Here is a 24,829-nt window from a genome sequence, read left to right on the forward strand (position 1 = left end):
TACGTTCATAAAGCAAAAAAAATAAGACGGTTTTACCGTCTTGGATGTGTGCATCATTCTATAGAGAAAGCTTGACTCATAAAGGTGCTCATTAGCTAATGGAAGTGCCCTTCTTCAGCGATTTAAGATCGCCATTCGAATTAAGCAATTGTGGCAGCATTTTCATGGAACGCTCCATCGGAGAGTTGCAGAGACGGCAGGAAGGCGCATGCTCAAATGCGAAATTATCCCTCATCCATCCGTTACATCCATCGTTGGTACAGGCCCATATTTCAGTATTTTCCTCCGGTACTTCCTCCAAAGGCTTCTTCCGGTAGTTCATTGCCGTTCCTCCCTTCCTTTATGTAACAAGCCCGAGAATCCAGACAAGTAAAAACGGCGTTGCCGCCCTTTATTCTAAGGACGGCAACCGTTTCATTGAGAATATAAGGATTGTTACTCCTTATCATTCTAAAAAAAGACCGTCCCAGCTTTCACAAGCGGGACGGTTCCTTCTATTATTACAGTTTTACAACGTTTTCGGCTTGTGGTCCACGGTTGCCTTGAACAACGTTGAATTCAACGCGTTGGCCTTCATCCAAAGTTTTGAAGCCTTCGCCAGTGATTGCGCTGAAGTGAACGAATACGTCGCTTCCGCCTTCAACTTCGATGAATCCGAATCCTTTTTCTGCGTTGAACCATTTAACTGTACCTGTTTGCATGTGTGTTACCTCCACAAATTTAAATTAATATGTTCTTTTTATCTTCAAACAAAGAAAAAATTCACACATTGAAAAAGGTTGTGCTTCAGTTGACAGCCCTTTTCAATACGTGAATCAGGTATCAATTGTATGATTAATTTTCATGTTACCACACCTCATTAACAAAGGCAAGCTGGCTCATCCGAATTTCTCCGTTTTTCCCCTAATAAGGTTGCTCTCCCAATGTAAGGGCTACCAGCATATAAAAAGTATATAAATTAATTCCTTCACTATCCTTTACCCTAAGTATTTCACTTAGAAACGGTTGCCGCCCTTAAATAATAATTATAAGGGCGGCTCGCCGCCTCTCTTTATGTGACTGCTTCATCATTATATACTGCCTGATGCGTTTTTATTCCTCCGGCTTCTCAAGAAGCTTCACAGTGACCTGCTTCATTTCCCCATTGCGGTAAAAAGTGATTGTAAGCTCATCGCCGATCTTAGTGTGATCATACAGATATTTCCGCAGTGAAAGCGTAGATGTAATCGGCTGGTCGTCAAACTTCGTAATGACATCATTGAGCTGCAGTCCCGCTTCCTTTGCTGGACCTACAGCATCAAGCACGACTACCCCATCCTTCACACTCGTCGGCAGGTTCAGCTCCTTGCGCTGATCCTCTGCGAGCGGCACATAAGGATTGTTCAGATCAACGGAATATACACCCAAGTACGAACGGGCTATTTTCCCTTTGGCTGTCAGTTCATCCGCCGTTTCTATCACATGATTGGCAGGAATGGCAAAGCCGAGGCCTTCCACACCTGTATCAGAGATCTTCATTGTATTGATGCCTATTACCTTGCCGTTCAGATCTACGAGTGCGCCTCCGCTGTTGCCCTCATTAATCGCGGCATCGGTCTGAATAACCTCCTGCTCCCAGTCATATACGCCATCCTGGTTCAGCGATACGGGAATGGTCCGCTCGGTATAGCTGACAATACCTGAGGTTAGCGAATCCCCGAGTCCCAGCGGATTGCCGATGGCGATCACCGTCTCACCAAAACGCAGCTTGGAGGAATCGCCAATCTGGGCAATGGTATTGATGCCTTTGGCGTCTATGGAGAGCACCGCGATGTCGCTTACTTTATCCGCACCAACAAGTGTCGCCTTGCGGGTCTCCCCGTCAACCGTAACCACTTCCAGCTTGCCTGCGCCATCAATCACGTGATTATTGGTGATGATGAAGGCCTTGCCGTCGTTTTTCTTATATATAACCCCTGAACCCAATGCCGACTGATCTTGGATATTGAGTTCCTTGTTATCTTCTTTATGATTAATAATGCTTACTACCGCAGGACGCACTAGAGCGGCCGCCTGAACAATCCGGTCAAAGGGATCGCCGCTGCTTACAGCGAGCTTACCTATCACTGCCGGTGAATTGGCTTTCACATGAGTGAACTGCCCTGTGACCATACTGAAGAGAAGCACCGACATCACAGCGCTGGCTATGGAGCAGATCATTGCCACCTGCCACGTTGCTAGTCCCCTCCGCGATCTGCGCACAGCCCATTTACGGCTGCCAGCTCCACTGGAGGCCTCATGTTCCCTGCTTATGCGCCGCGACACTTTCGTTGAATAGAAATCATCATCAAACAGTCCCACCGTTACACCCTCTCCCCTCTATTGCTACTGCATTCAAGACCTGAACGCCAAGCAACCACGTCCGAGCTTATTACTTTATCTCTTAGACTCCAGGAGGCACTAAAAGGTTTCAACTGATTCATTGCCGCATAGGTGCGGCTTATAAGTATAAAGGCTCTCTTATTCTTGCAGCCTAGCATAAATCGTTACGTATTTTTGAGGAATATTTTGCAACTTAAAAGACTACAATAGTAGAAACAGCTAATCCTGTCTTGCACCTGATCTGTTCTATACAATTGTATCACAGGCAGCGGCCGTTCCGTATTTTTTCTGCAGTAAATTTTGTGTAAATTTATTACAGTTAAAGTGTATATTCAGCATCGAAGGAGGAATGCAAAATGGAATCTTTTGGGACAAGCATGGACCTCGTGCAATTTATCGGCAAGCTGGGTGATCTCAAGGATGAGCATTATCATTTGGTTCTAGTTCAAAGTGCGATGATCGAGCTGCTGATTGATAAAGGGCTCTTCTCACGCCAAGAGCTGGAGCATAAAATCGCCGAAATGGACCGGCTTATGACTGACTCACCTTATCCCATGGCGTAGGACGGTCATAGTAGGTATCACACAGCCTGAATTCACTGTCTTTGAAAAAACAGCCCCGGTCTTCCATCGCCCCGCGCACCGACATCCTCGCAAGATCAATCATATTATGATCCCGGCTCAAGTGAGCCAGATAAGTGCGTTTGGTCCGCCCTGTAAGAATCTCGCTCAGCGCCGCCCCCGCCGCCTCATTGGACAAATGGCCCAGGTCGCCAAGAATACGCCGCTTGGTGTTCCACGGATAACGTCCCATTCTCAGCATTTCAATATCATGATTGGCTTCCAGCACAAGGACATCGGCATCCGAAATCGCTGTACGCACTTTATCGCTGACATAACCAAGATCCGTCGCGACACAAAGCTTCTCCTTGCCGTCATAAAAGTTGTAGCCCACCGGTTCAGCAGCGTCATGCGAAATTGCAAACGACTCTACCCGCAGACTGCCGAAATCCCTGTGCTGCCCAGTCTCCAGAATTATGCGGTTATGTTCAGCAATGTTGCCGATTCCCTTCTCTATCGCTCCCCAGGTATTGGTGTTGGCGTAGATCGGAAGATCGTATTTGCGCGCCATAGCTCCGAGCCCCTTAATATGATCGGAATGCTCGTGCGTAACCAGAATTCCATCAATATCCTGGCCCGTCAGCTCGCGCATGGCCAGCAGCTCATCAATCCGTTTTGCACTTAGACCGGCGTCGATCATCAGCGTGGTCTCCCCGTTCCGCACCACCGTTACGTTACCGGTAGAGCCGCTCGACAGCACCGTAAATGATATTCCCATCTCTCTCCTGCTCCTTCTACTTCTACTCTGTTGTCTTGGGACTGATTATGTCCGCACTAATGGCATCCACATAATAGGCGTTGCCATTCTCCAGCATGAACCGCCACATGGGCGAAGCTACCTGGCTTTCGGAATTGAACAGCTCACCGTAGTAGCCAAGCTCAATCTCCTTGACCACTGAATTCGCCGGTAAATATTTCTCAATCAGGCTGCTCAGCGCCTGGGAAGCCGGAAGCACCTTCTGCGCTTTGTCTTCGCTGCCGGCTTCAATCTCAATCTTCGGCCAGCGATACGCCACAATTTTCTGGTCGCTGTTAATCAGCTCCAGCCTGACTCTGAACAGCGAATATTTCTTATCGACCAGTGGATGGAGCACGAACTTGCCGACCTCACTTTCCTGTGAATCGAAGCGGTAATTAGCAATATCCGTGATCTGGCCCTGCAGGGCACTGCTCAGCTCCGTGAACGAGGAGTAGATCAGCTTGCTGTCTACCGGCTCCTTCAATTGAACCGGAGGATCATTCTGCTCATCGCTGGAGTAATGGTACGTAATATTCGGAAGCTGCGGTGTGGCTGCCGGGATCGGGCACAGCACCCGGATAGCCTTCTCTTCCATCACCGCCTGTGTTTCCTGGGACAAGGAAGTGAAATCCAGGTTGGCACTGGCCTGATCGCGCAGATCAATCCAGAGCTGATAACACAGCAGCAGGTTCAGCACCAAAAAGGCGTAAATCATTACATTTTTCGCTCTTCCCCAGTCCATACCTTCCCCTCCTCAAAGTTTGGGGCCTGGTCGTAACTGCGGGGATGTTTGGACTTCCGGTCGCTGTCGCTCCGTAAGTATCCAAACTTCCCCTCCGTCACTTCTGCCCCTTTTAGTACGCCTAGTTCAACGGAAGCACAGTGCCGTCTTCCAATGTAACCCGCCATACCGGGCGAAGCTGCAGCGATTCTCTCTTCACGACAGGCACATAGGCCGGAGTCAAATCCTTTACCGCCGAAACCTGGCTGATTTGCGCCAACTGATTGCGCAGCCTGTCTCCTACCGGCAGATCGACAATTCGCTTAACCGCCTTAGCCTCCTGCACATACATCAGGGAGCGCTCGTAGGAGGATACCGTTCCCTGCTGCAGCTCCAGATTAATGATTCCATACTTCAGCCGTGGCTGGCTAATGATCGGATAAGAACCGTAAGGCGAGTCGCCGTAGAACTGCTGAAAAGAAACCTTGCGTTCCTGCCGGCCCTCCTCCGTCGCCTCCAGCCGGTATGTTCCATTCCATCCGCCATGCTGGTTGACAAAGTCCACAGCTTCCAGAGCGTCCTTCGCCGGCGTGCTTTCCCCGGCTGGAAGGGCCGCCGGATCGCTGTAGCTCATCCAGTTCTGCTCCTGATCCACCTGAAGACTGCGTTTGCTGTCCGTATAAATCTCCGTTCCGTCTTTCTCCGGGATATATCTGGTGCTTCCTGCATCAAAAAAGAGATTGCTCTGCATTTGCTGGATAGTGTACATGCCGGACGGCATCTCCGCCTCAACCATGGATACCTTGCCCTCCGGCACGTAATAGTCACCGTTCACGGCCGTATAATTAGGGAGATTTTTTCCGAAATCTACATGCTGCTGCACGTCCTGAACCGTGAGGTCGGCTTTGGCTGCTTCATATACGATATCGCCCCGGGTGCTGAAGAAGATGGCATGCGCTTTGGAATCATTTTTAACATTGTAAATCCAAATCCGGTCGATGCTCTCCCCTTCAAACAATGAATCAGGAGACAACTGCATCACCCGCTGCAGCAGCGTTACCGGGATACCTGCCCCGTAGGACAGCTCAATCCCCGGGTTCTCGTTACGAATTTTATCCCAATCGAAATCTTGTACAGAACGCCGCTGAAAGCTCTCAAAGCTGCGTCCTTTCAAGCGGTTCAGGATAAGATTATAGAAAGTGGTGCTTGGATAAAAAAGCGTATGCTTGCTCTCCCCCATATGAATGATCATTTTATCGGGATAGAGCAGATTCTCTACCTTTTCTTCCGGCCCCATGTTATCCGTCTTCACATACAGATTCTCCGACATGACCGCCGAATCGCTGCCCGGCAGCCGGTAGATCAGGTAATAGCTCTCTACAAGACTTCCGAACACTAGCAGCGCCAGAATCCATGATTTCACTTTTTCCTTCATGACTCACTCCCCCTTTGCTCCCTCAGAGGTAGTGTGAAGGTCACGAGCGAACCTTCATTAAGCTCGGATTGCAGGGAAATAGAGCCGCCATGCGCTTTTACAATTTCCCGGGCAATGGACAGCCCCAAGCCAGTCCCACCCATATTCCGCGAGCGGGCCTTATCCACTCTGTAAAATCGTTCAAAAATACGCTCAATATCCTTTTTCGGTATTCCAATCCCGGTATCCCTTACAGAAATAGCCAGCATTCCTTCTTCATTCTTCAGAGCCTTAAGCTGGATTGTTCCGCCCTCCGGCGTATACTTCAGCGCATTGGAGACCAGATTGCCCAGCACCTGATCAATTTGGTCGCGGTCAAGCCAGGCGCTCTCAACCTCCTTGCGGACTCTTGTGCTGATATGAATCCGCTTCTGGCGAATCTGAAATGAGAAGCGGTCAGCGACATCCTCCAGCATCTCGGAGATATCGGTCTGCTGAATGCGCAGGCTGGATTCCTTCGAATCAAGCCGGGAAAGATGCAGCAGATCCGTAACGAGGCGGATCATCCGCTCGGTTTCATTGCGGATAACTCCAACGAACCGCACAGCTAGCTGCGGATCATCAAGTGCGCCGTCATCCAGCGCTTCGACATAGCTTTTGATGGTCGTAAGCGGCGTCCGCAGCTCATGCGACACATTGGCTACGAACTCGCGGCGGGACTCCTCCAAGTTCTCCTGCTCGGTCACATCCTGCAGCACAGCAATCGTGCCCGCGATTCCCCGGCCTTCCCGGCGGTGAATCGGCGTAAAGGTGACGCGCACAATGTTGGAACTGCCGCCCCCGACGGGCGAGAGATGGAGCATGGCCGACTGGGCGTTGCCCTGGGCAAGCGATCCCGATTGCTCATGGTCCAGGCCCAGCAGCTCGTCCAGGGGAGCGCCCTCAGGAAGCGGACCTTCAGAGCCTAGCATATGTGCTGCGCGGGTATTCATCAGAATGACAACGCCGCTCTCATCCGTAGCCACTACACCATCGCTCATATTCGCCAGAATGGAAGCCAGCTTCTCCTTCTCCTCCTCATTCTGTGACAGGGCTTCACGAAGCCTTCCAGTCATATAATTGAACGCCTGGCTTAGCTGGCCGATTTCATCGTTGCCGAATACAGGCATCTTGCGATTAAAGCGTCCTTCCGCAACCGCTGTGGCATGACGGGTCATTTCCTTGATCGGATGCGTGATCGTATGAGCGAGAATAACACCCAGAACGGCCGTCAGCGCCAGAGCCAGCAGCAGTCCCGAGAGAAATACGCTATTGATCCGGCTCATTGTGGCGTATAAATCCTTCATGTCGGCAGCAATATAGATTGCGCCTACGACCTTGTCACCGGAGAGCACCGGCTTGGCGACTACCTTCTTTCGCACATTATCGTCTGCAATAATATATTCTTCATTGTCGCTGATCCCCTGCAGAGCACGGCTGACGACAGTCTGCGTGTTGCGCTGGCCGACATAATCATTCTGCGAAGGAACAGAGGTGGTGATGATTTTACCGCTTGCATCCAGAACCTGAATTTCAGCACCGTTGATATAGAGATTGTTGACCATGCCCCGCAGACTCTCTACAGCGGTTTCTTCATCTGCCGTTCCGGCCTGGCTGCCGAGCTTGTCGGCGGTCAGGATAGAGAGCATTTCTGCGCGCGCCTTCAGATCCTTGGTGAAATTATCGGTTAGTGAATTCTTCATCGAGCTAACAAAATACACACCGATCAACTGCATGGCGATCAGAATCAGCAGCACATAGATAATAATAAGCCTCGCCTGTATCGTCCGGAAAAAGGACAGTCCCTTCATCACAACCCTCCGTTTTTGGGGCTATGCATCAAATAACCGAGTCCGCGCCGGGTAAAAATATATTCCGGTTTGCTAGGGTTCTCCTCAATTTTTTCTCTTAGACGGCGGATAGTTACATCAACGGTCCGCACATCACCGAAATACTCGAAGCCCCATACGGCCTGCAGCAAATGCTCCCGGGTCATCACCTTGCCGGCGTGACGAATCATATAATAGAGCAGCTCATATTCCCGGTGGGTCAGATCAAGCGGCTCTCCTTCTTTGTAGACCATGTACATATCCGTATCCACAAAAAGTCCGAAATGCTGCACCCCTTGCTTGCTCTCCAGCGGTTCACTCTGCGTTTCGGAGGGCATCGGCTTATGCTGGCGGCGCATCTGCGCTTTGACTCTGGCCAGCAGCTCGCGCGTACTGAACGGCTTGGTCACATAATCATCCGCCCCAAGCTCCAGACCCAGCACCTTGTCGATTTCCCCGTCTTTGGCTGTAAGCATAATAATCGGAATATCGAGATGCGCGGACCGCACCTCACGGCAGACATCCATGCCGTCCTTGCCGGGCAGCATCAGGTCAAGCAGCATCAGATCGGGCCGTTTAGACAGTGCCAGCTCTACTGCGCTGTTGCCGTCAAAGGCACAGATCACCTCATAGCCCTCTTTTTCCAAATTGAATTTCAATATATCAGCAATAGGCTGTTCATCGTCTACTACCAGAATCGTTCCCATCTGCATAGGCTCAGCTTCACCTTTCTACCCTTACTTATCATTGATTCTTTTATTTTAACATACCTGATCTGGCGCCACATCCTACGATATACATTCTGCTCCTGCGTGAAATATAAAAACCGCCCGAAATCATTCGGACGGCCGAACCTGTCATATGGATTATTGCAAAAACCTCATTGGATTGATCGCTGTCCCGTTCTTGCGGATTTCAAAATGAAGATGGGTGCCGGTCGAACGTCCGGTGCTGCCCATAATCCCGATTTTGGAGCCCTTCTCAAGCCTTTGGCCCAGAGAAACGGAGATTTTGCTTAAATGCCCGTAATACGTAATATATCCGTTGTGGTGATCCACTATAACTACGTTGCCGTATCCGTTCTGTACACCGGCGAAGCTGACCGTTCCGGCATCGGCGGCTTTGATCGTGCGGTTGCCGGATACCAGGTCCACGCCCTTATGTACGCGTCCCCACCGTTCGCCATAGCTGCTGGAAATCGACGCACCGACCACCGGCCAGGCGAACATCCCTGTTGCTTCTAAGGTAGCCTTGGTTTCCGGCGTCTTAGTTCCTTCCCCGATCACCTTGGTTCCCCGGTACACCACTTCCGGAAGTGAAGCCTGCACTACCGTCTGTCCCAGCCATTCCTCCTTGACGACCAGACCGTTCTCCTTCGTCAAGCGATACTGCATCGTTTTTAGACCGGCCAGTCCCGGACGGACCACTTTGCGCTTACCGGCAGGAAGCAGATCGCTGGTCCGTACAACAACTTCAGGCTCTGTGGGAACCTTCTCTGTAACCTGCTCAACTGTCACTACTGTGAGGTCAGGCTGTGGTACGGTTAATTGCAGCGTGTCCCCAATTTGCAGGGTCAATTCTTCGACCGACGGATTGTTGCGGAAAATTTCAGCTTGAGTCGTGCCATACAGCTTGGCGATGCCGGAAACCGTGTCACCTTCCTGCACTGTGTATAGCAGCGGAGCCTCTTTGCCTTCGGTAAGCGTCTTGACAGCTTCCTCTACACTCAGCACTTTGTTCGGGTCGGCTTTTACCGGAGCAATGGACACTTTCTCGCGGATCGCAGCCGATTCCACTTTGTCTGCGCCTGCAGCCGAGGTTTTGGCAGAGTTTGAAGCTGCTGTTTTCTTGAGCTGGGCTCCTGTGGAAGCCTGGGCCTCTGGAAGATAATGCTCCTTAACTCCCTTCAACACTGCAGCCGCCGTCTCCTGATCCTTGACGATTCCAAGCACCTTGCCGCCCACGGTCAATTGTACGCCTACCGCATAAGCCTTGAGCATGCTATCCAGCTTATCCAGTGTTGCGGCACTGTCGATCTCCGGCTTATACGCCTTCTCCGGTTCTGTAGTAATTCCGTCTGTCTGCAGCACCATCACCGAGTCAGGATATTTGAGCTGGTATTCCTTCCGTTTCTTTTCGAACAGCCCATCGAGCTCGGCCTCCTGGCTGATCTTTCCGATCTCCGCGCCCTTCACCAAAACCTTGTAGTAGGTCACTGTGTTCGCCGCTACATGCCTCTTCTCCGCTCCGACCGCGAAAGCCCCAAGCAGCATCAGACCGGCAGAAGCTGCAATCCATGAGCGCCGGATTCTCCGAGGTTTGTTTTCTGCACCGAATTGCGCTGAACGCTCCTCTTGGTTCCGCATATTCCCCAACCGGCGCATGAACTTAAATCCCTTCATGAAACTCTCCCTTTCAGTCCGCCCATTCATTCCTCCTAGAGCGATCAAGCTATGATATACGGCCCCTTGTATATATTCTGCTGCATCTATTTTTCTGTTGCGTTAGTATGAATAATCATGCTGTTACAAAGCGGAAAAAGGTTACAAAAAATTAACCCCTTTTAGTCCTTTTTTACTGTACCATAGCCGGAAGAAGGATTTCAACTTTCTTCACATGGCAAAACCCGCGCAAATGGCGGGTTTTATCCGAAAATATGATCGTTCATAGGCTTTGTTGTGTCTGAAAAATGACAATTATTAATTTTGTGGTGTATCTGTTGCACTAGGTGTAAGCATTTTCATTAAGGTCTTATATTCATCCGGATCTACATATTTGGCAATAACCTGCTGCAATTCCTGCACTTCGCTCTCCGTTAATCCATCCTCCATGATCTTGGAGATTTTTTGCATTTCATCCGGCGGCAGCTTGGTCATCAGAATATTGAATATATTGGTTTTTTCATCAGTTGGCAGTTTGTCCTTCATATCCCGCATCGCTTCCGGCGTCATTACCAGCTGCTGATCGGCAGCGCTCCCGCCCTGTTCCCCGCCACCCGAAACTCCCCCCATTACGGGCAGAGCATTCTCAGGGACCTTCTCCTCCGCAGGCTGCTCGCCGCTTTTGCTGTCCTTATTGCCGGTGCTGCCTTTATCCGTCCCCTGGATTGGTGTTTTCGCCTTATTTGTCTCCGCATTGTCAGCAGTTGTATCTTTACTGTTCATCCCTACAAGACTCTTCATGAATCCGCCAATTCCCGGCTCCGGGCCGTCCAGCTTAATATCAAAGCTTGCCAGCACAGACTGAATATACGTATTTACAACAAATGCTGTAGTCAGAATGGAAAGTCCGCTGGCCAGAACTACAATCAGGCAGACGGCAAGTGCCCGTTTTACTAAATTCATCTTTATCTCTCCCTTGCGCTATGTTCATATCCAAACTCTCAGGAATCAGGTCTTTATACCTTCCATCCATCCAGTATTGACTAGAACCCTGCCAGGGAAACATATAAGTATGGAAAAAAAAGGAGCCTCAAATGAGGCCCCTTATGTGGACTTAAAGCATATTCAGCTTAAATATAAATTGGCAGCACTTGATTGGTTTGCTCCCGGTTGCGGCCGACGGAGAAGATCGAGATCGGAATGCCGGTAAGCTCCGATACCCGTTCCACATATTTGCGGGTATTCGCAGGAAGATCATCCAGCGTTTTGGCCGAAGTAATATCCTCGCTCCAGCCTGGAAGCTCTTCGTAGACGGCTTCACATTCCGCCAGCATTTTCAGGCTTGCCGGATAGTGGGTAATCACCTCGCCACGATACTTGTATCCTGTGCAAATCTTCACCGTTTCGAGTCCGGTAAGCACGTCTAACGAGTTAAGAGATAGACCGGTGATGCCGCTGACACGGCGGGCATGACGCACCACTACACTGTCAAACCAGCCTACACGGCGGGCGCGTCCGGTTACTGTGCCGTACTCATGACCGGTTTCACGGATATAGTCACCGATGGAATCATTCAGTTCGGTAGGGAACGGACCATCGCCAACACGGGTAGTGTAAGACTTGGCAACCCCGATAACCTGCTTGATCTTGGACGGACCTACACCAGAACCGATGCAGACACCGCCGGCCGACGGATTCGATGAAGTAACGAACGGATAAGTACCTTGGTCAATATCCAGCATGACGCCTTGCGCGCCTTCGAACAATACCTTGGAATCAGCATCAATCGCATCGTTCAGCACAACCGAAGTATCGGTAACATAGCCGCGAAGCACTTCCGCATATTCCAAATATTTAGTCAGCACTTCTTCCACATCCAGCGCTTCCGCTCCGTAGACCTGAGTGATAACCTGGTTCTTCTCTTCCATCAAGTGGCGCAGGCGAAGCTCAAATTCCTCTGCATCCATCAGATCGGCGATGCGGATACCGTTGCGGGCGGCCTTATCCATATAAGCCGGGCCAATTCCCTTGCGAGTAGTGCCGATCTTGTTCGGACCTTTGCGGTCCTCTTCCAGAGCATCCAGAACCATATGATAAGGCATAATGACATGGGCGCGATCACTGATCACCAAGTTCTTGGTATCAAAGCCGTTCTCATGAATATAATTAATTTCTTGGATTAGGGCTTCCGGATTGATAACCATTCCGTTGCCAATTACGCAAGTCTTCTCTTTATAAAATACACCTGATGGAATCAAGCTCAGCTTGAACTTCTTCCCGTCAATCAGAATCGTGTGACCGGCATTGTTTCCTCCTTGATACCGAGCGACCACATCTGCACTTTCTGCCAGAAAGTCCGTGATCTTCCCTTTGCCTTCGTCTCCCCATTGTGTTCCCACGACGACTACCGTTGACATGTTCATTCCTCCGTAGGTGCCTCGCTTAGCACCATTATTTTTCATAATATGGGCCCAGTACGTATTTCTTATGTACGCAGCCCTGCGGGCGCCAAAGCGGTTTAACCCGCTAAAGCACAATAATCAGTGTAACAGCGGTACTTTTTAAAGTCAAACAAAAACGAACGATCTCACGATGAAATGTGTGATCGTTCGGATATTGTGCGAAAACTGCCTAACCTGCAAAGGGTTCGTTGTGGGCACGCTCGTAGTTGACGAACTTGTTGAAATTTTTCAGAAACACAAGCTCCACGGTGCCAACGGGACCATTACGCTGTTTGGCGATAATAATCTCAATAATATTTTTCTTTTCGGTCTCCTGGTTGTAGTAATCGTCACGGTACAGGAAAGCAACAATGTCGGCATCCTGCTCGATGGAGCCGGATTCACGAAGGTCACTCATCATCGGACGTTTATCCTGGCGCTGCTCCACACCCCGGCTAAGCTGGGAGAGGGCAATGACAGGAACATCCAGCTCACGGGCAATCTGCTTCAAGGTACGGGATATCTCCGATACCTCCTGCTGGCGGTTCTCGCCGCCCTTGCCGCGTCCCTGAATGAGCTGCAAATAGTCGATGACGATCATGCCGAGGCCTTTTTCCTTCTTCAGTCTGCGGCATTTAGCGCGAATATCTGTAACCGTAACCCCGGGAGTATCATCAATATAAATTTCCGCCTCCGACAAAGACTGAATGCCCATTGTCAGCTTTGACCAATCATCATCGCTTTTGAAGTCGCCGGTACGCATAATGTTGGCATCCAAATTAGCTTCGGCGCAGATCATACGCTGAACAAGCTGGGGCGCCGACATTTCCAGACTGAAGATGGCTACGGTCTCTTTGGCGCGTACCGCCACATTCTGGGCAATATTCAGCGCAAAAGCCGTCTTCCCTACGGAAGGACGGGCCGCGACAATGATCAAGTCATTGCGCTGGAAGCCGTTGGTCATATGGTCGAGATCAACGAAGCCGGTAGGAATCCCCGAAGTGCCGCCTTTATTCTGATGCAGCATCTCCACACGGTCGAATACCTGCATGAGCACATCGCGGATGGCAATGAACCCGCTGCCGCTGCGGCGATTGGATATCTCCAGAATCCGCCGCTCAGCATCACTCAGCATATCGGCTACATCTTCCCCGCCCGTATAACCTTCGCTGACAATCTGCGTCGCCGTGCGGATCAGCCGCCGCAGCATCGCCTTCTCTTCAATAATTTGCGCATAATAGTCGACGTTGGCCGCAGTTGGAACCGCATGCGCCAGCTTCGCCAAATAGCTGACACCGCCGATATCCTCAAGCTGTCCCTTGTCCTGCAGTCTGGACGTCAGTGTAACCAGGTCAATCGGCTGGCTCTCTTCTCCGAGCTGCACCATCGCTTCAAATATCATCTGATGCGGTTTATCGTAGAAGTCTTCGGTATTCACCCGCTCCATCGCGGTAATAAGCGCTTCGTCCTGCAGCAGCACAGCGCCGATTACAGCCTGCTCCGCCTCCAGGTTCTGCGGGGGAATCCGATCGAAAAAGAGATCTCCACCCATGTTACTCCTCCGTTACCTGAACCGTGAGGTTAGCCTTTACTTCAGTATGCAGCTTAACCGCTACCTGGAATGTACCCACATGACGAATCGGATCACTCAGCTCAATTTTGCGCTTATCAATCGAAATGCCATGAGTCGCAGCAAGCGTTTCACCGATCTGCTTGCTTGTAATGGCGCCGAACAGGCGGCCGCCCTCTCCGGCTTTGGCCCTCAGAGTCAGCGTCAGCTCGTCCAGCTTCTTGCCAAGCTCCACCGCTTCCTCTTTCTCTTGATCCTTGCGGCGCTGTTCAGCAGCCGCCTGGTTCTCCAGCGTCTTCACATTGCCCTCAGTAGCCGGACGAACCAATCCGCGCGGCAGCAGGAAGTTGGTTGCGTAACCTTCCGATACCTCTTTGACTTGCCCCTTCTTACCTTGACCCTTGACATCTTTTATAAAAATGACCTTCATTCGAACAGACCCTCTTTCGCTTCAATTTCAGCCAGCACCGCAAGCAGTCTGGCTTCTGCTTCCTTACTTGTTCCTTCAAGCTGTACCGCAGCATTGGACAAATGTCCTCCGCCGCCCAGCTTCTCCATGACCACCTGCACGTTCATCCGCCCGAGTGACCGGGCACTGATGCCGATGAGGCCGTCAGGCCGCTCGCTGATGACGAAGGAAGCTACCACATTCGTCATTCCCAGCAGCGTATCCGCCGTCTGGGCAATCAGCAGCTGCGGAATCTTCATTCCCGGCGCCGTCACAACCAGCGCTATATGGTCATATACCATCCGCGCATGCTTGATGATTTCCGCTTTGGAAATGTACTCCTGCAGATCCTCCTTCAGCATGCGCTGAATCAGGATCGTATCCGCGCCAATACGCCGCAGAAATCCAGCCGCCTCAAAGGTGCGCGATCCCGTGTGCAGCGCAAAATGCTTGGTGTCCACCGTAATTCCGGCGAGCAGCATTGTGGCTTCTAGCGGACTCAGCTTGATCTTCTCATGGATGTACTGCAGCAGTTCTGTAACCAACTCGCAGGTGGAGGAAGCGTATGGCTCCAAATAGACCAGTACGGCATCATTAATGAATTCCTCACCCCGGCGGTGATGGTCAACCACCACAATCCGGCTGGCATACTGCACCAGGCGCGGCTCCATCGTCATCGACGCCTTGTGTGTGTCCACAACTATCAGCAGCGTATGCTCAGTCATAACCTGCAGCGCCTGCTCCGTGGAGATGAAGGACCTGTTCAGCTCTTCATCCCGGCGGATCTGCTCCATCATGCGGGTAATGGAGGGATTCGGCGTTTCCATTACAATGTTTGCTTCCACATTGTACATCTGAGCCGCCTTTAAGAGACCAATGGACGCCCCCACGGCGTCAATATCCGGTGCCCGGTGGCCCATAATCAGCACCCGGTCGCTCTCTTGCATAAGATCACGCAGCGCGTGGGCGATGACCCTGGCCCGTACTCTGGTGCGCTTCTCTGCGGCGTTGCTCTTGCCGCCGTAGAAGGACAGGCGCTGGCCTGCCTTCACGGCCGCCTGATCGCCGCCCCGGCCCAGCGCCATATCCAGACTGGATTGTGCCAGCGCGCCAAGCTCACTTGCTGATTCGGTGCCGTAAGCCAGTCCGATGCTCAGCGTCATCGGCACCTTGAGGTCAGCAGTCATTTCCCGGACCTCATCCAGAATTACGAACCGGCTCTCTTCCAGCGCCTGCAGGCTGCGGTGATTGAGCAGCATGAGGTAGCGCTCTGAAGACAAACGCCGCAGATATACCTCAAACTGCTTGCTCCATTCCGTAATCTCGCTGGCCACCTTGGCGATCAAAGATGTGCGCTGCTGATCATCCATGCCTTGCGCTGCTTCATCGAGATTATCCATCATCACGATGCCGATGGCGAGCTTCTCTTCCTCATAACGTTCCCGCAGCACCACAAGCTCAGTTATATCGTATAGATACAGCAGCCGTTCACTGGGAATAACCACCGCCTGATAATACCGGTCGTCCACTGTGATTTCCTGCCGGACATCCTTCAGCGCATTGTCCTTGGTAGCTTCCCGCTTCACCGGAACGTTACCCGTCAACAAGGGCATGAGGTCAGGAAGCAGATCCTGCATTTCTTCTCCCACCAAGGATTTGCGGGTGAAAATATCTCCGGCATTGCGGTTATTCCACTCCACGGTCCGGTCCTCGCTATACAGGATAATGCCGAGCGGAAGCATACTGACCGCTTCACCCTCTACCCGCTTAATCCGGAATGAAAGCCCGTTTATATACTCCACCAGATTACGGCGGAACGCCAGCTCTGCTTGCAGCATTGAGAAGCACAGAGTGCCGGCCAGAAACAGACAGGCGACACCAATAACCCAGTTATAGACACTGACTGCTATAATCAGGAGCAGCATCAGCATGAACGCCCAGACGGTATGATAGCCGTGCCAGCGTCGTTGCAGAAATTTTGGCATGAGCCCTCACCCTATCGTTTCGATTTCGTCACAAGCTCCCGCAGCGGGAACGCCAGGTCGACTATACCGATAATCCACAGCCCCGGCAGCAGAATAACGGGCACTGCCAGCAGAAGCGCCACAACCTTGCTCCATTTGCGCTCATGCACCAGGAAGAAGAGGAAACCAATGGACTGAATGACAAAAGCAATCCTTAGCAAAGGCAGCAGATTATCCGAGATCATTGGCATGAACCCGCTGTTTCCGCCCCCGAACAGAAGACTAAGCACGACACCAAGCAGATAATACCAGATGAACGATCTTGGAAGTCTCCAATCGCGGGCCGGTTTCAGCTTCGGTACTGCATATTCCATACTGTTCAGAATCGGACGGACGATGGAATGTGTGATAACAGATATCATGAATGAGCTCATAATCAGCGCCATCGGAATGATCTGGACGGTCATATGGCTGATCGCATTTACATCCTCTCTTGTGAACCTCAGCTCGGTCAACAGCGGATTGCCCGCACCCAGCTCTGCCAGCGGCGAATTCACCATCTGCAGCACATCGTTCACATAAGTGGAGAGGTCAAAGCCAAACACCGCAGTCCCGATCAGCAGCAAAAGCAAAAATTCGCCGAGGATGGCAACCGTTCCGGCAACAAGGGTGGACATAGCTGAAGCCCGCTTCTTATACCAGCGCCCCATAACTAAGGCAGGTATTAAGAAATAGACCGCTATCAAAACATAAACAGGTGTGATCAGACCTACAATCAGCAGTACGGGCAGGATATGGAGGATAAACTGCTTGGTACTTAGAGTAGTGAACAGCACGACTGCAGGAATAATCATAAAAAGGGTCGTGATAATGAGTAGCGGGGTTGATAACGACAGCAGCAAAAGCAGATAAGCTATGCTCCATGCCACAGATGTCCAGCGAAATTTCAACAGTATTCACCTCTTACGCATATGTTCTTCTAACGCAGATATATCCTGGTACCATTCTTCCAGCTGATGGCCTTCCTGTCTGTGCTTCTTAAGCTTCTCCATCAGCAGGTCATCCATCTCACGATAAGGGATGCCAAGTCTGCGCCCCAGGATATAAGAGCTCATAATCAGGCTGGCCAGGCTGTCGCCGACACGGGTAGTGCTGCCCTCCCACAATGCTTTGAATAACCGCGAGACTTGATCAACGACTTCGGTCTTCAACCACTCAATTACCTTGGCGCGTTTGGCTACATCCAGATCCTTCGGATTGGGCACGATCTCTCTACCTCCGGCAAAAAGCATTATTCTCCATTATAGCATAAATAATTACCCTAGCTACACGGGACGACTTACGTCCCACAAATTGGCTGTACCGCTTCCAAAAAGGCCCGCATTCCGTTGTCGCCGGAAATACAGGCCTTGGTCAACCTTGCTTCTGTTGCCGCAGTGGATGAATTATAATGATTCCTGCGACTGGCGTGCAACAACCTTCTCACAATACTCAATAATTTGACTGCGGCGGACAATGCCAATGAACCGGTTCATATCATCAACTACCGGCACAAAGTTCTGCACCTTAGCCAGATTGATTAAATCCTCCATGTCAGCATCTATGGAGACCGGAAGATTATTCATCCGCAGCGGCACATCCTTAAGCAAATACTTCGAAGCGTTCTCGAACGTAACCGCACCACCCGAATCCTTCATATACCAGAGCAGATCGCCTTCCGTTACAGTACCGGCGTATTCGCCGTCACGGTTCAGAATCGGGACAGCAGTATAGCGGTGAAACTCCATCCGTTCCAGGGTCTGGCGCAGCGTTGAATCGAGTGTTACGCAGGCCACCTCCTGCTTCGGCAGTAAAAAAAACGCAATATTCATCTCTTGATCCTCCTCAAAAAGTTTCCGAAGGAATTTTAAACCGAAACGGATACCGTCTTTTAAGGACGGCGAGGCCGTTTCCGCTTGGCTCCACACCATTATAACATGAGAACAGTAAGCAGCAGCCATCGACCCTGCACATGGCTGCTGCTGCTGTATCTTATGGTGTTATAACCGGGGCTATTATTGAGCTGCTGCTGTAGCCGCAGGCTCCAGCGCATTTTGCGCCTTGCCCGGCTCGATCAATTGATCTACCGGCGTGCTGGCATTCATCCAGTTGTCGATCATAGCCTTCGCTTTGCTCAGATCCTCTTCATTAACGATGTCATAGTATATCCCGCCAATGCGTTTGCCTTCACCCATAACCGTGAAGCTGGATATATCCATATCCTTGCCGCCCATGAACTTTCTCGCAAGACTGATGATCATGGAAGGCTGGATATCGGTCTTGAAGTTCTCACCCATAATATCCAATAGCTCAGGAATATTGCCGATTTGGCTGATGGATAACATTTTATTCGCTACCACATCAATAAAGACCTGCTGCCGTTTCGTGCGGTTGAAGTCACTGTCCTCACGGTACCGTGTATAATTGAGCGCTTCTTCACCGTTATAGTTCGATTTTCCGCCTTTAATGGTGAATTTCTCATGATCCTTACCCTTATTCACAATATCCTTTTTGATGGGCAGCGGAACACCGCCAATGGCATCAACTGCATCCTTCAGACCCTGAAAATTAATTGTGGCATAATATTGAATTTCGTGGCCGAGCAGTGCTTCCAGCGTGTCTTTAGCCATTTTCTGACCGCCAAATGCGTAAGCATGTGTTATTTTATCTTTTTTATTATCGTCGTGTCCAATGATTTCGGTATACGTATCACGCGGTATGGAGATCAGCAGGATCTTATAATCCTCCGGACGAATAACCGCATAGATCATGGTATCCGAACGGGCAGTTTCGTTCTTGCGCTGGTCTGTACCGAGCAGCATCAGCGAGAACGGATCACTTTTGTAGACAATGGGTTCCGGTTTGACCGTAGTGGTGCTGTCATTAACCAAAGGCTTATAAGATTCCTCCGCCAGCTTGTTCTCGACCCGATCCGACAGAAATAGATCAAACGCCAGTACAGCCAGCTGTTTTTGGAACAGAAATCCTCCGAGGAGAATCACTACCAGCGCAGAAATAATGACGATATATCGTTTCTTTATTTTTCTGAATTTGTTCATGATTTTTGATTCCTTCTTTATGGTGGAATGTATAGATAATTGCTTGCGATCTATTTACAATGCTTGCCTGTAACGTACCAAGCAGTCATAGTGGGCTTTTCTCGGCTGTTATGGGTTGTGCCCGATTCAGTATTAGGGTTCCCTCCTTTCCGGAATTCGGGTCATTCTAAAGGGTGGTATATACTTGGAAAACTACATTGGCACACAAACAATATTTCTATTGTAATCACTTGTCACCGAAAAAGAAACAACAAATAACGACAGTATTAGTGCTAAGGGTACTTGTAATCTGTAAAGTATATGACGAACTAAACTTCATTTTGATTCAGATTTCGCAAAAAAAAAGCAAAGCCGGGGGGTCCTCCGGCATTTGGCCGCGTCTCCCGAGCTTTGCTGCTATTCATTCTTTATCCACCATTTTTGCGGCTCAATAATGCTGCTCATGGAATTGACGTGCACGTTCTGCAGACGTTTATTGACGGCAGTAATATTCGTCCGCTCGGCAAAAAAGATCATCGGCACTTCATCATTAATCAGTTTTTGCCACTCATAATAGACCTGCTTGCGGTGCTCCTTATCGTATGATTTCACTCCTATGCCTTCATGAATCAGCTCTTCACTGCGCTTTGAGCTCCACCGTGCATAATTCCACAGGTCATTTGCCCGCCATAAGCCTGAAGGATCGGGATCACTGGCCAGTCCCCATACCCCGTTGAACAGCTCGACTGACGGGTCGTCATTCTCCACCGCTTCATAGAAGGTGTTAAGCTCCTTCAATTGCCCGCCGTTCAGCCGGACATCCAGCCCCACATCCCGCCAGTTCTGCAGGATAGCCTGGGTACGCGGCTCCGCCGTCGTGCTGCCGGTCATGGCGTCATAATGAATTACCAGCTTCTTGCCTTTGGGGTCCTCGCGGAAGCCATCGCCATCTGTGTCAACATATCCCGCCTCGTCCAGCAGCGCTTTTGCTTTTTCCGGGCTATAAGGATAAGTATTGATTTCTGAATCGGCGATTTTGGCCCAGCTTGAGCTGGGAACCGGTGTTTCAATCAGACTGCCTAGCCCATAAGAATATTTATTGATAATGCCTTCACGATCCAGCGCATAATACATGGCCTGGCGTAAACGTTTGTCCTTAAACTTGGGATTATTCATAACAATCTTCTGGGCTTCTTTATCCCAAGACCCAAATTTGAACCCGATGTACTCGTAAGACAGCTCTGGGGACTGTAAGATATCCACCTTGTCCAGCTTCGCAAGGTCTGCATACCTGTCACGCGGCGCCATCGCCATATCAAGCTTGTTTTCTTCAAAAAGTCCTGTGATTTCTTTGTCATCAAATACCTTATACTGCACACCGTCCAGCAGCGCCTTGCCCTGGTAATAATCGTCAAACCGCTTCATTTCCACGAGCTGCCCCGGAACAATATTGGTTACCTCAAACGGACCTATGCCGATGGGATGCTTTCGCACCTGATCACTGGCAGCCATATCCTTGACCGCTACTCCGCTGAAATACTTTTTGTTCATCGGGTATGGCCACAGATTGTCGATCGTATTCACACGGACGGCATTCATCGTAATTCTCAGCGTGTAGGGATCAATGACCTTAATGCCGGATATCTCCTTGGCTTCTCCCTTATGATAAGCTTCCACACCTTTAATCATTTCCACACTGTAGTAACGCGACCCCGTATAATCGGGACTGGCAATCGTTTCAAGCGCAAATTTCCAATCCTCCACCGTCAGCTCGTCGCCATTATGCCAGAGAACACCCGGTTTTATTTTAAAAGTAAAGACCGTATGGTCCTCGGACTCCTGCCAAGTAGCAATATTGGGTACTGTAGACAAGTCGTCCTTTACCGTAAACATGGCCTCCGTAATGAACTCCAGAACCTGAGCGTCGTCTTCACCTTCATAAAAGACAGGCTCAAACAAGCCCTGGAATGGAGAGGAGTAGCCGTATGTAACAATTCCCCCAGCCACAGGCTTTTCTGCCGTCTTATCAAATTGCACCGAATCGGAATGGTTGTCTGAGCCCGTTATGCTGCACGCGGATAACAAGATTGCCACTGCAAGCAGCAGCCCGCTAAATTTGAGCCTACTCATATAGTCCTTCCCTTCCCAAATGTAAGCGCTCTCCGCAAGCACTTTTCTTAAAAACTTCTCTAGTTCTATATATATGCCATTATATTTCTACAGGTTAAAAAGAAAATGACAGATTCCGCTCAAGTATATCAACGAAATTCTTGGATTACCAGACTATAGCATTATAACATGCTCTTCAGCGATGCCAAATGAGGTCCAAATCGCCCATATAAACGCAAAAAGAGCGTTCCGCCCAAAAAATCTCTGAGCGGAACGCTCCTGCTACTCGATTATTTTCCAGCCCCCCGTACATATACAGGTGCTGATTTGTTGCCGGCGTAGTCCTCCATAACAAGTGTAATGTTGCTTGAAGTAGACGCAGGCGTTACAAATAAGGAGGCCTTTGTAGAACGTCCGCGAACGATATAAGGCTTCTTACCGGATGAGTAGGTGGTATCGAACTGCATGGCAACCCCATTCTCGTAGACGTACAGATAGCGCCAGTCTCTTGTGTTCGGCATCGGCAGGCTCAGCGTATTTCCTTTCCAGGACCAAGCTTCCGCATAAGGCTCTATTGTTTTGTCAATAAAATTGCCGCTCTTCGCAACCGGGTGCTGATTGCCCACTGCTATGCTGACAACATAGTCATCCCCATTGATAGGCATGCCCGTAAATAGTGCGGAAGTCGATCCGGCCGGGACCGTCTTAGTCGCGGATATCGGCGCTGCTGTTGTCGTCCAGTTTAGCGATTTCACGCTTACTGTAATTGCGCCGGATGCTGCTGCAGGATTCGTCCAGGATACCGCAAGCTCTCCATTCTCCCCGGAAACGGCTCCGATGCCGGAAACGGCGGCATTCAGATCGAACGGCAGCGCTGCTGCTGCACCTTCGCGGCCATCCGCTCCCACCGGAATTACTTTTACAACCCCCGAACGGGCCGGCAGTTTTTTGATGTAAAAGGTTTTGTCGTATTTGCCGCCAACGAATACATCATTGACGTAAACATTATAATTTTTGACCTGGGAAAAATTTGTATTGATGTCCCAATGGATAACCATTTCGTTGGTATCGGTGAACACATTGGTCAAGGCAAGACCTGTTGGAGCCGCCGGAAGAGCGGCTGTGCCGTCATAAATCCGGATTTGCCCGACATTCATCTGATAGCCCGTAATCGCGCTGCCGTTCGGAGCAGCAACGAGACCGAATGCCACGATAGTCTTACCGGCATAGATGCTAAGATCCAATTCTTTCGTCGTCCATCCGGTTGTTTTGCTGCCGTCAGCTACAGGCACTTTGACAACCGTGTTCGGCTGGTCTTTAAAGATCAGGCCGATAGACATCGAAGAAGCATCATTCACCGAAGGTTTGTTGTACGTAAGCGACAGCTTGGAGGTGGTTTTGACGTCCAGCTCGGTTTTATACAAACGCAGGAAGTTCTCGGCATTAAGATTGCCGCTTATAGCAAGCGAGCTCCCTCCGTCGTAGCCTCCGATTTGTGTATAGCTGAAAGCCGGGTCCTTCTTATATTTGTAGCCGTAGTCATAATCCACCGTCAGCCTGCTGCCAGTGGTATCCTGCCACCATTGCCAGGTTACCGGCACATCCTGCAAGCTCATGTTGGACCATTCATTATTGCTCGAAACCGCGCCAGCTTTATAGTAGGACAAACCGTGGCCGGTGTTGAAGTTCGTATAGAAGTTGGTGCTGCCAATGACGGAACGCTCCGCAATGACTGATGAAATTCCCGGCCAAGCCGTGGAAGCAGCCGTTTCCCGGGGGTTCGCGTTCGGGCTTGACCACCATTGCTGCTCTCTTTTCTTCGTTTCCCACTGATAGTCATTATTTGCCCGGTCATTCGACGGCCAAGGCAGATTATCATTATAGCCAGCATGTACAAAATCGGCTCCAAGCGTCGCTATACTGACGAGCGGCACACCGCTTCCGTCCAGCTTGCTTTTGAGCGCATTGACGTTAGTCGAGGTAAATCTGTCGCGTCCCGCTTCCAGACCGGCAAAGCCGACATCATAAATGGAATAGCTGGTTCCGGAACTGGCATTCAACTGGTTCAAATAGCTCTTGGCGCTATTAATCTGGGTCTGACCCACGCCGTAATCAAAGAAATAGGAGTCAGAAACCGCCTCCTTCTTGTTCTTGTCATACAGCAGCGAAATATTGCTATCGTTGAAGGTTCTTGCAAAAGTATTTTGCCCGCTGGACGTATTCAGGGAGTCATACCATTGTACGTATAAACCGCCCTTTTTCAGTGTCTTAATAAATTCAATATAATCTGGAATATCGCTCGTTTGAACGTTGGGGCTTTGTTCCTCCTGATTGATGAAATAACCGTCATAGCCGAAGTATTTGGCCATCTGGGCCAGCTTCTTGGCAACAGGGAACCCGCCGCTCGCATCCTTGACAAGCATCTGTTTATACGTCTGCTGTCCACGGTCATTGTTAGAGAAAAAGATGCCGGCCAGGGACAATACGCCATTCTTGTGAGCGGCATCCGTATAGGTCGGGTTCGGAATGTTCAGGATCCCGAATTCGAACCATTTCTGCTTCCAGTCAGCTTGCGCAACATCATCATAATATGCAGATGGCGTATAAGCCGTGGCCGTTCCATGCCAAGGCGACCAATAGTCCACATACTGCCAAAAGCCGAAGTGGTATTGGGCAAACTTGTTCGTATAGGCAGCATTTTCGATGAACGCATTGCCGTAATCGCCACTTACATTGGTCATCTTTACATTTGGATTCAGGTTGGGTTTAGCCTGTGTAGCGGCAAATGGAGCAATTCTGTGCTGCAAAGGAACGAAGGACCGCAGCATCTCCGCATCGCGGTCCGTTTCCGGACTCCAATCCAGAATGTGGCCGCTTGTGTAACCGTGTACGCTTGGTTGATTCACACCATGCGCTGCTTCTTCTTTGAACGGCCACGTATCTCCAGCTTGTACTTGCAATGGCATGCCTGTCGCAACCAGCGCAGCAATCAACAGTACTGCAGAAATTCTGGAAACAGCTTTCTTTTTAATTTGCAAATGCATGTTCATTAGTCAACTCCTTTGTTGAGAATATGAGAACGCTTGCAGTCATGCCTGTGATACGATAAATCTCCC

The 24,829-nt window shown here is 50.3% G+C and carries 21 protein-coding genes; 1 reads left to right on the forward strand and 20 read right to left on the reverse strand.

What is annotated here, in order from left to right; all coding sequences use genetic code 11:
• Positions 1 to 91: 91 nt before the first annotated feature.
• The 3 genes from AC0LWN_RS27175 to AC0LWN_RS27185 all read right to left on the reverse strand — a co-directional run bounded on the left by AC0LWN_RS27175 (position 92) and on the right by AC0LWN_RS27185 (position 2,340).
• Positions 92 to 322: a cold-shock protein gene (locus AC0LWN_RS27175; RefSeq protein ID WP_019914583.1), complete on the reverse strand. Its 231-nt coding sequence runs from the start codon at positions 320 to 322 to the stop codon at positions 92 to 94.
• Between the two features lie 178 nt (positions 323 to 500).
• Positions 501 to 701 carry a cold-shock protein gene (locus AC0LWN_RS27180; protein ID WP_039878010.1) on the reverse strand — a complete coding sequence of 67 codons (201 nt, stop codon included), beginning with the start codon at positions 699 to 701 and terminating at the stop codon, positions 501 to 503.
• A gap of 391 nt (positions 702 to 1,092) precedes the next feature.
• Positions 1,093 to 2,340, reverse strand: a complete 1,248-nt coding sequence (locus AC0LWN_RS27185) for a S1C family serine protease (RefSeq protein WP_458964950.1) — start codon at positions 2,338 to 2,340, stop codon at positions 1,093 to 1,095.
• Positions 2,341 to 2,717: 377 nt separating this feature from the next.
• Between AC0LWN_RS27185 and AC0LWN_RS27190 the strand changes: the two genes are divergently transcribed.
• Positions 2,718 to 2,924 carry a hypothetical protein gene (locus tag AC0LWN_RS27190; RefSeq protein ID WP_458964949.1) on the forward strand — a complete coding sequence of 69 codons (207 nt, stop codon included), beginning with the start codon at positions 2,718 to 2,720 and terminating at the stop codon, positions 2,922 to 2,924.
• Here AC0LWN_RS27190 and AC0LWN_RS27195 read toward each other — a convergent pair.
• The 17 genes from AC0LWN_RS27195 to AC0LWN_RS27275 form a co-directional block, all read right to left on the reverse strand.
• Positions 2,893 to 3,699, reverse strand: a complete 807-nt coding sequence (locus AC0LWN_RS27195; RefSeq protein WP_458964948.1) for an MBL fold metallo-hydrolase — start codon at positions 3,697 to 3,699, stop codon at positions 2,893 to 2,895. The genes AC0LWN_RS27190 and AC0LWN_RS27195 overlap by 32 nt on opposite strands.
• 22 nt (positions 3,700 to 3,721) lie before the next feature.
• Positions 3,722 to 4,462, reverse strand: a complete 741-nt coding sequence (gene yycI / locus AC0LWN_RS27200) for a two-component system regulatory protein YycI (RefSeq protein WP_474670955.1) — start codon at positions 4,460 to 4,462, stop codon at positions 3,722 to 3,724.
• 121 nt (positions 4,463 to 4,583) lie between these two features.
• Entirely contained in the window at positions 4,584 to 5,876 is a 1,293-nt protein-coding gene (locus AC0LWN_RS27205; RefSeq protein ID WP_474670958.1) for a YycH family regulatory protein, read from the reverse strand.
• Positions 5,873 to 7,705 carry a cell wall metabolism sensor histidine kinase WalK gene (gene walK / locus AC0LWN_RS27210; RefSeq protein ID WP_474670960.1) on the reverse strand — a complete coding sequence of 611 codons (1,833 nt, stop codon included), beginning with the start codon at positions 7,703 to 7,705 and terminating at the stop codon, positions 5,873 to 5,875. The genes AC0LWN_RS27205 and walK overlap by 4 nt, the downstream gene beginning before the upstream one ends.
• Positions 7,705 to 8,436, reverse strand: a complete 732-nt coding sequence (gene yycF, locus AC0LWN_RS27215; protein ID WP_019914571.1) for a response regulator YycF — start codon at positions 8,434 to 8,436, stop codon at positions 7,705 to 7,707. Before yycF ends, walK begins: the two co-directional genes overlap by 1 nt.
• A gap of 153 nt (positions 8,437 to 8,589) precedes the next feature.
• Positions 8,590 to 10,125 (reverse strand): peptidoglycan DD-metalloendopeptidase family protein, encoded by a 1,536-nt coding sequence (locus AC0LWN_RS27220; protein ID WP_474670962.1) that lies wholly within the window; start codon positions 10,123 to 10,125, stop codon positions 8,590 to 8,592.
• Between the two features lie 297 nt (positions 10,126 to 10,422).
• Positions 10,423 to 11,067 (reverse strand): hypothetical protein, encoded by a 645-nt coding sequence (locus AC0LWN_RS27225; protein WP_474670966.1) that lies wholly within the window; start codon positions 11,065 to 11,067, stop codon positions 10,423 to 10,425.
• Between the two features lie 167 nt (positions 11,068 to 11,234).
• Positions 11,235 to 12,521 carry an adenylosuccinate synthase gene (locus tag AC0LWN_RS27230; protein WP_458964942.1) on the reverse strand — a complete coding sequence of 429 codons (1,287 nt, stop codon included), beginning with the start codon at positions 12,519 to 12,521 and terminating at the stop codon, positions 11,235 to 11,237.
• Between the two features lie 214 nt (positions 12,522 to 12,735).
• Positions 12,736 to 14,097, reverse strand: coding sequence for a replicative DNA helicase (gene dnaB / locus AC0LWN_RS27235; protein WP_458964941.1), 1,362 nt, complete (start codon positions 14,095 to 14,097; stop codon positions 12,736 to 12,738).
• 1 nt (position 14,098) lies between these two features.
• On the reverse strand, positions 14,099 to 14,545 hold the full coding sequence (gene rplI, locus AC0LWN_RS27240; protein WP_474670970.1) for a 50S ribosomal protein L9: 447 nt from the start codon (positions 14,543 to 14,545) through the stop codon (positions 14,099 to 14,101).
• Entirely contained in the window at positions 14,542 to 16,548 is a 2,007-nt protein-coding gene (locus AC0LWN_RS27245; protein ID WP_474670972.1) for a DHH family phosphoesterase, read from the reverse strand. The genes rplI and AC0LWN_RS27245 overlap by 4 nt, the downstream gene beginning before the upstream one ends.
• An 11-nt stretch (positions 16,549 to 16,559) precedes the next feature.
• Positions 16,560 to 17,477 carry a DUF2232 domain-containing protein gene (locus AC0LWN_RS27250; RefSeq protein ID WP_474670974.1) on the reverse strand — a complete coding sequence of 306 codons (918 nt, stop codon included), beginning with the start codon at positions 17,475 to 17,477 and terminating at the stop codon, positions 16,560 to 16,562.
• 6 nt (positions 17,478 to 17,483) lie between these two features.
• Entirely contained in the window at positions 17,484 to 17,792 is a 309-nt protein-coding gene (locus tag AC0LWN_RS27255; RefSeq protein ID WP_474670976.1) for a MazG-like family protein, read from the reverse strand.
• 180 nt (positions 17,793 to 17,972) lie between these two features.
• Positions 17,973 to 18,398, reverse strand: coding sequence for a CBS domain-containing protein (locus tag AC0LWN_RS27260; protein WP_019914561.1), 426 nt, complete (start codon positions 18,396 to 18,398; stop codon positions 17,973 to 17,975).
• A 183-nt stretch (positions 18,399 to 18,581) separates the two neighbouring features.
• On the reverse strand, positions 18,582 to 19,625 hold the full coding sequence (locus tag AC0LWN_RS27265; RefSeq protein ID WP_474670979.1) for an LCP family protein: 1,044 nt from the start codon (positions 19,623 to 19,625) through the stop codon (positions 18,582 to 18,584).
• A gap of 396 nt (positions 19,626 to 20,021) precedes the next feature.
• Positions 20,022 to 21,734 carry an oligopeptide ABC transporter substrate-binding protein gene (gene opp4A / locus AC0LWN_RS27270; protein WP_474670981.1) on the reverse strand — a complete coding sequence of 571 codons (1,713 nt, stop codon included), beginning with the start codon at positions 21,732 to 21,734 and terminating at the stop codon, positions 20,022 to 20,024.
• Between the two features lie 269 nt (positions 21,735 to 22,003).
• Complete coding sequence (locus AC0LWN_RS27275) at positions 22,004 to 24,763, reverse strand: endo-beta-N-acetylglucosaminidase (protein ID WP_474670983.1); 2,760 nt, start codon at positions 24,761 to 24,763, stop codon at positions 22,004 to 22,006.
• Positions 24,764 to 24,829: the final 66 nt, after the last annotated feature.

The organism is Paenibacillus sp. sgz302115 (assembly GCF_056120445.1).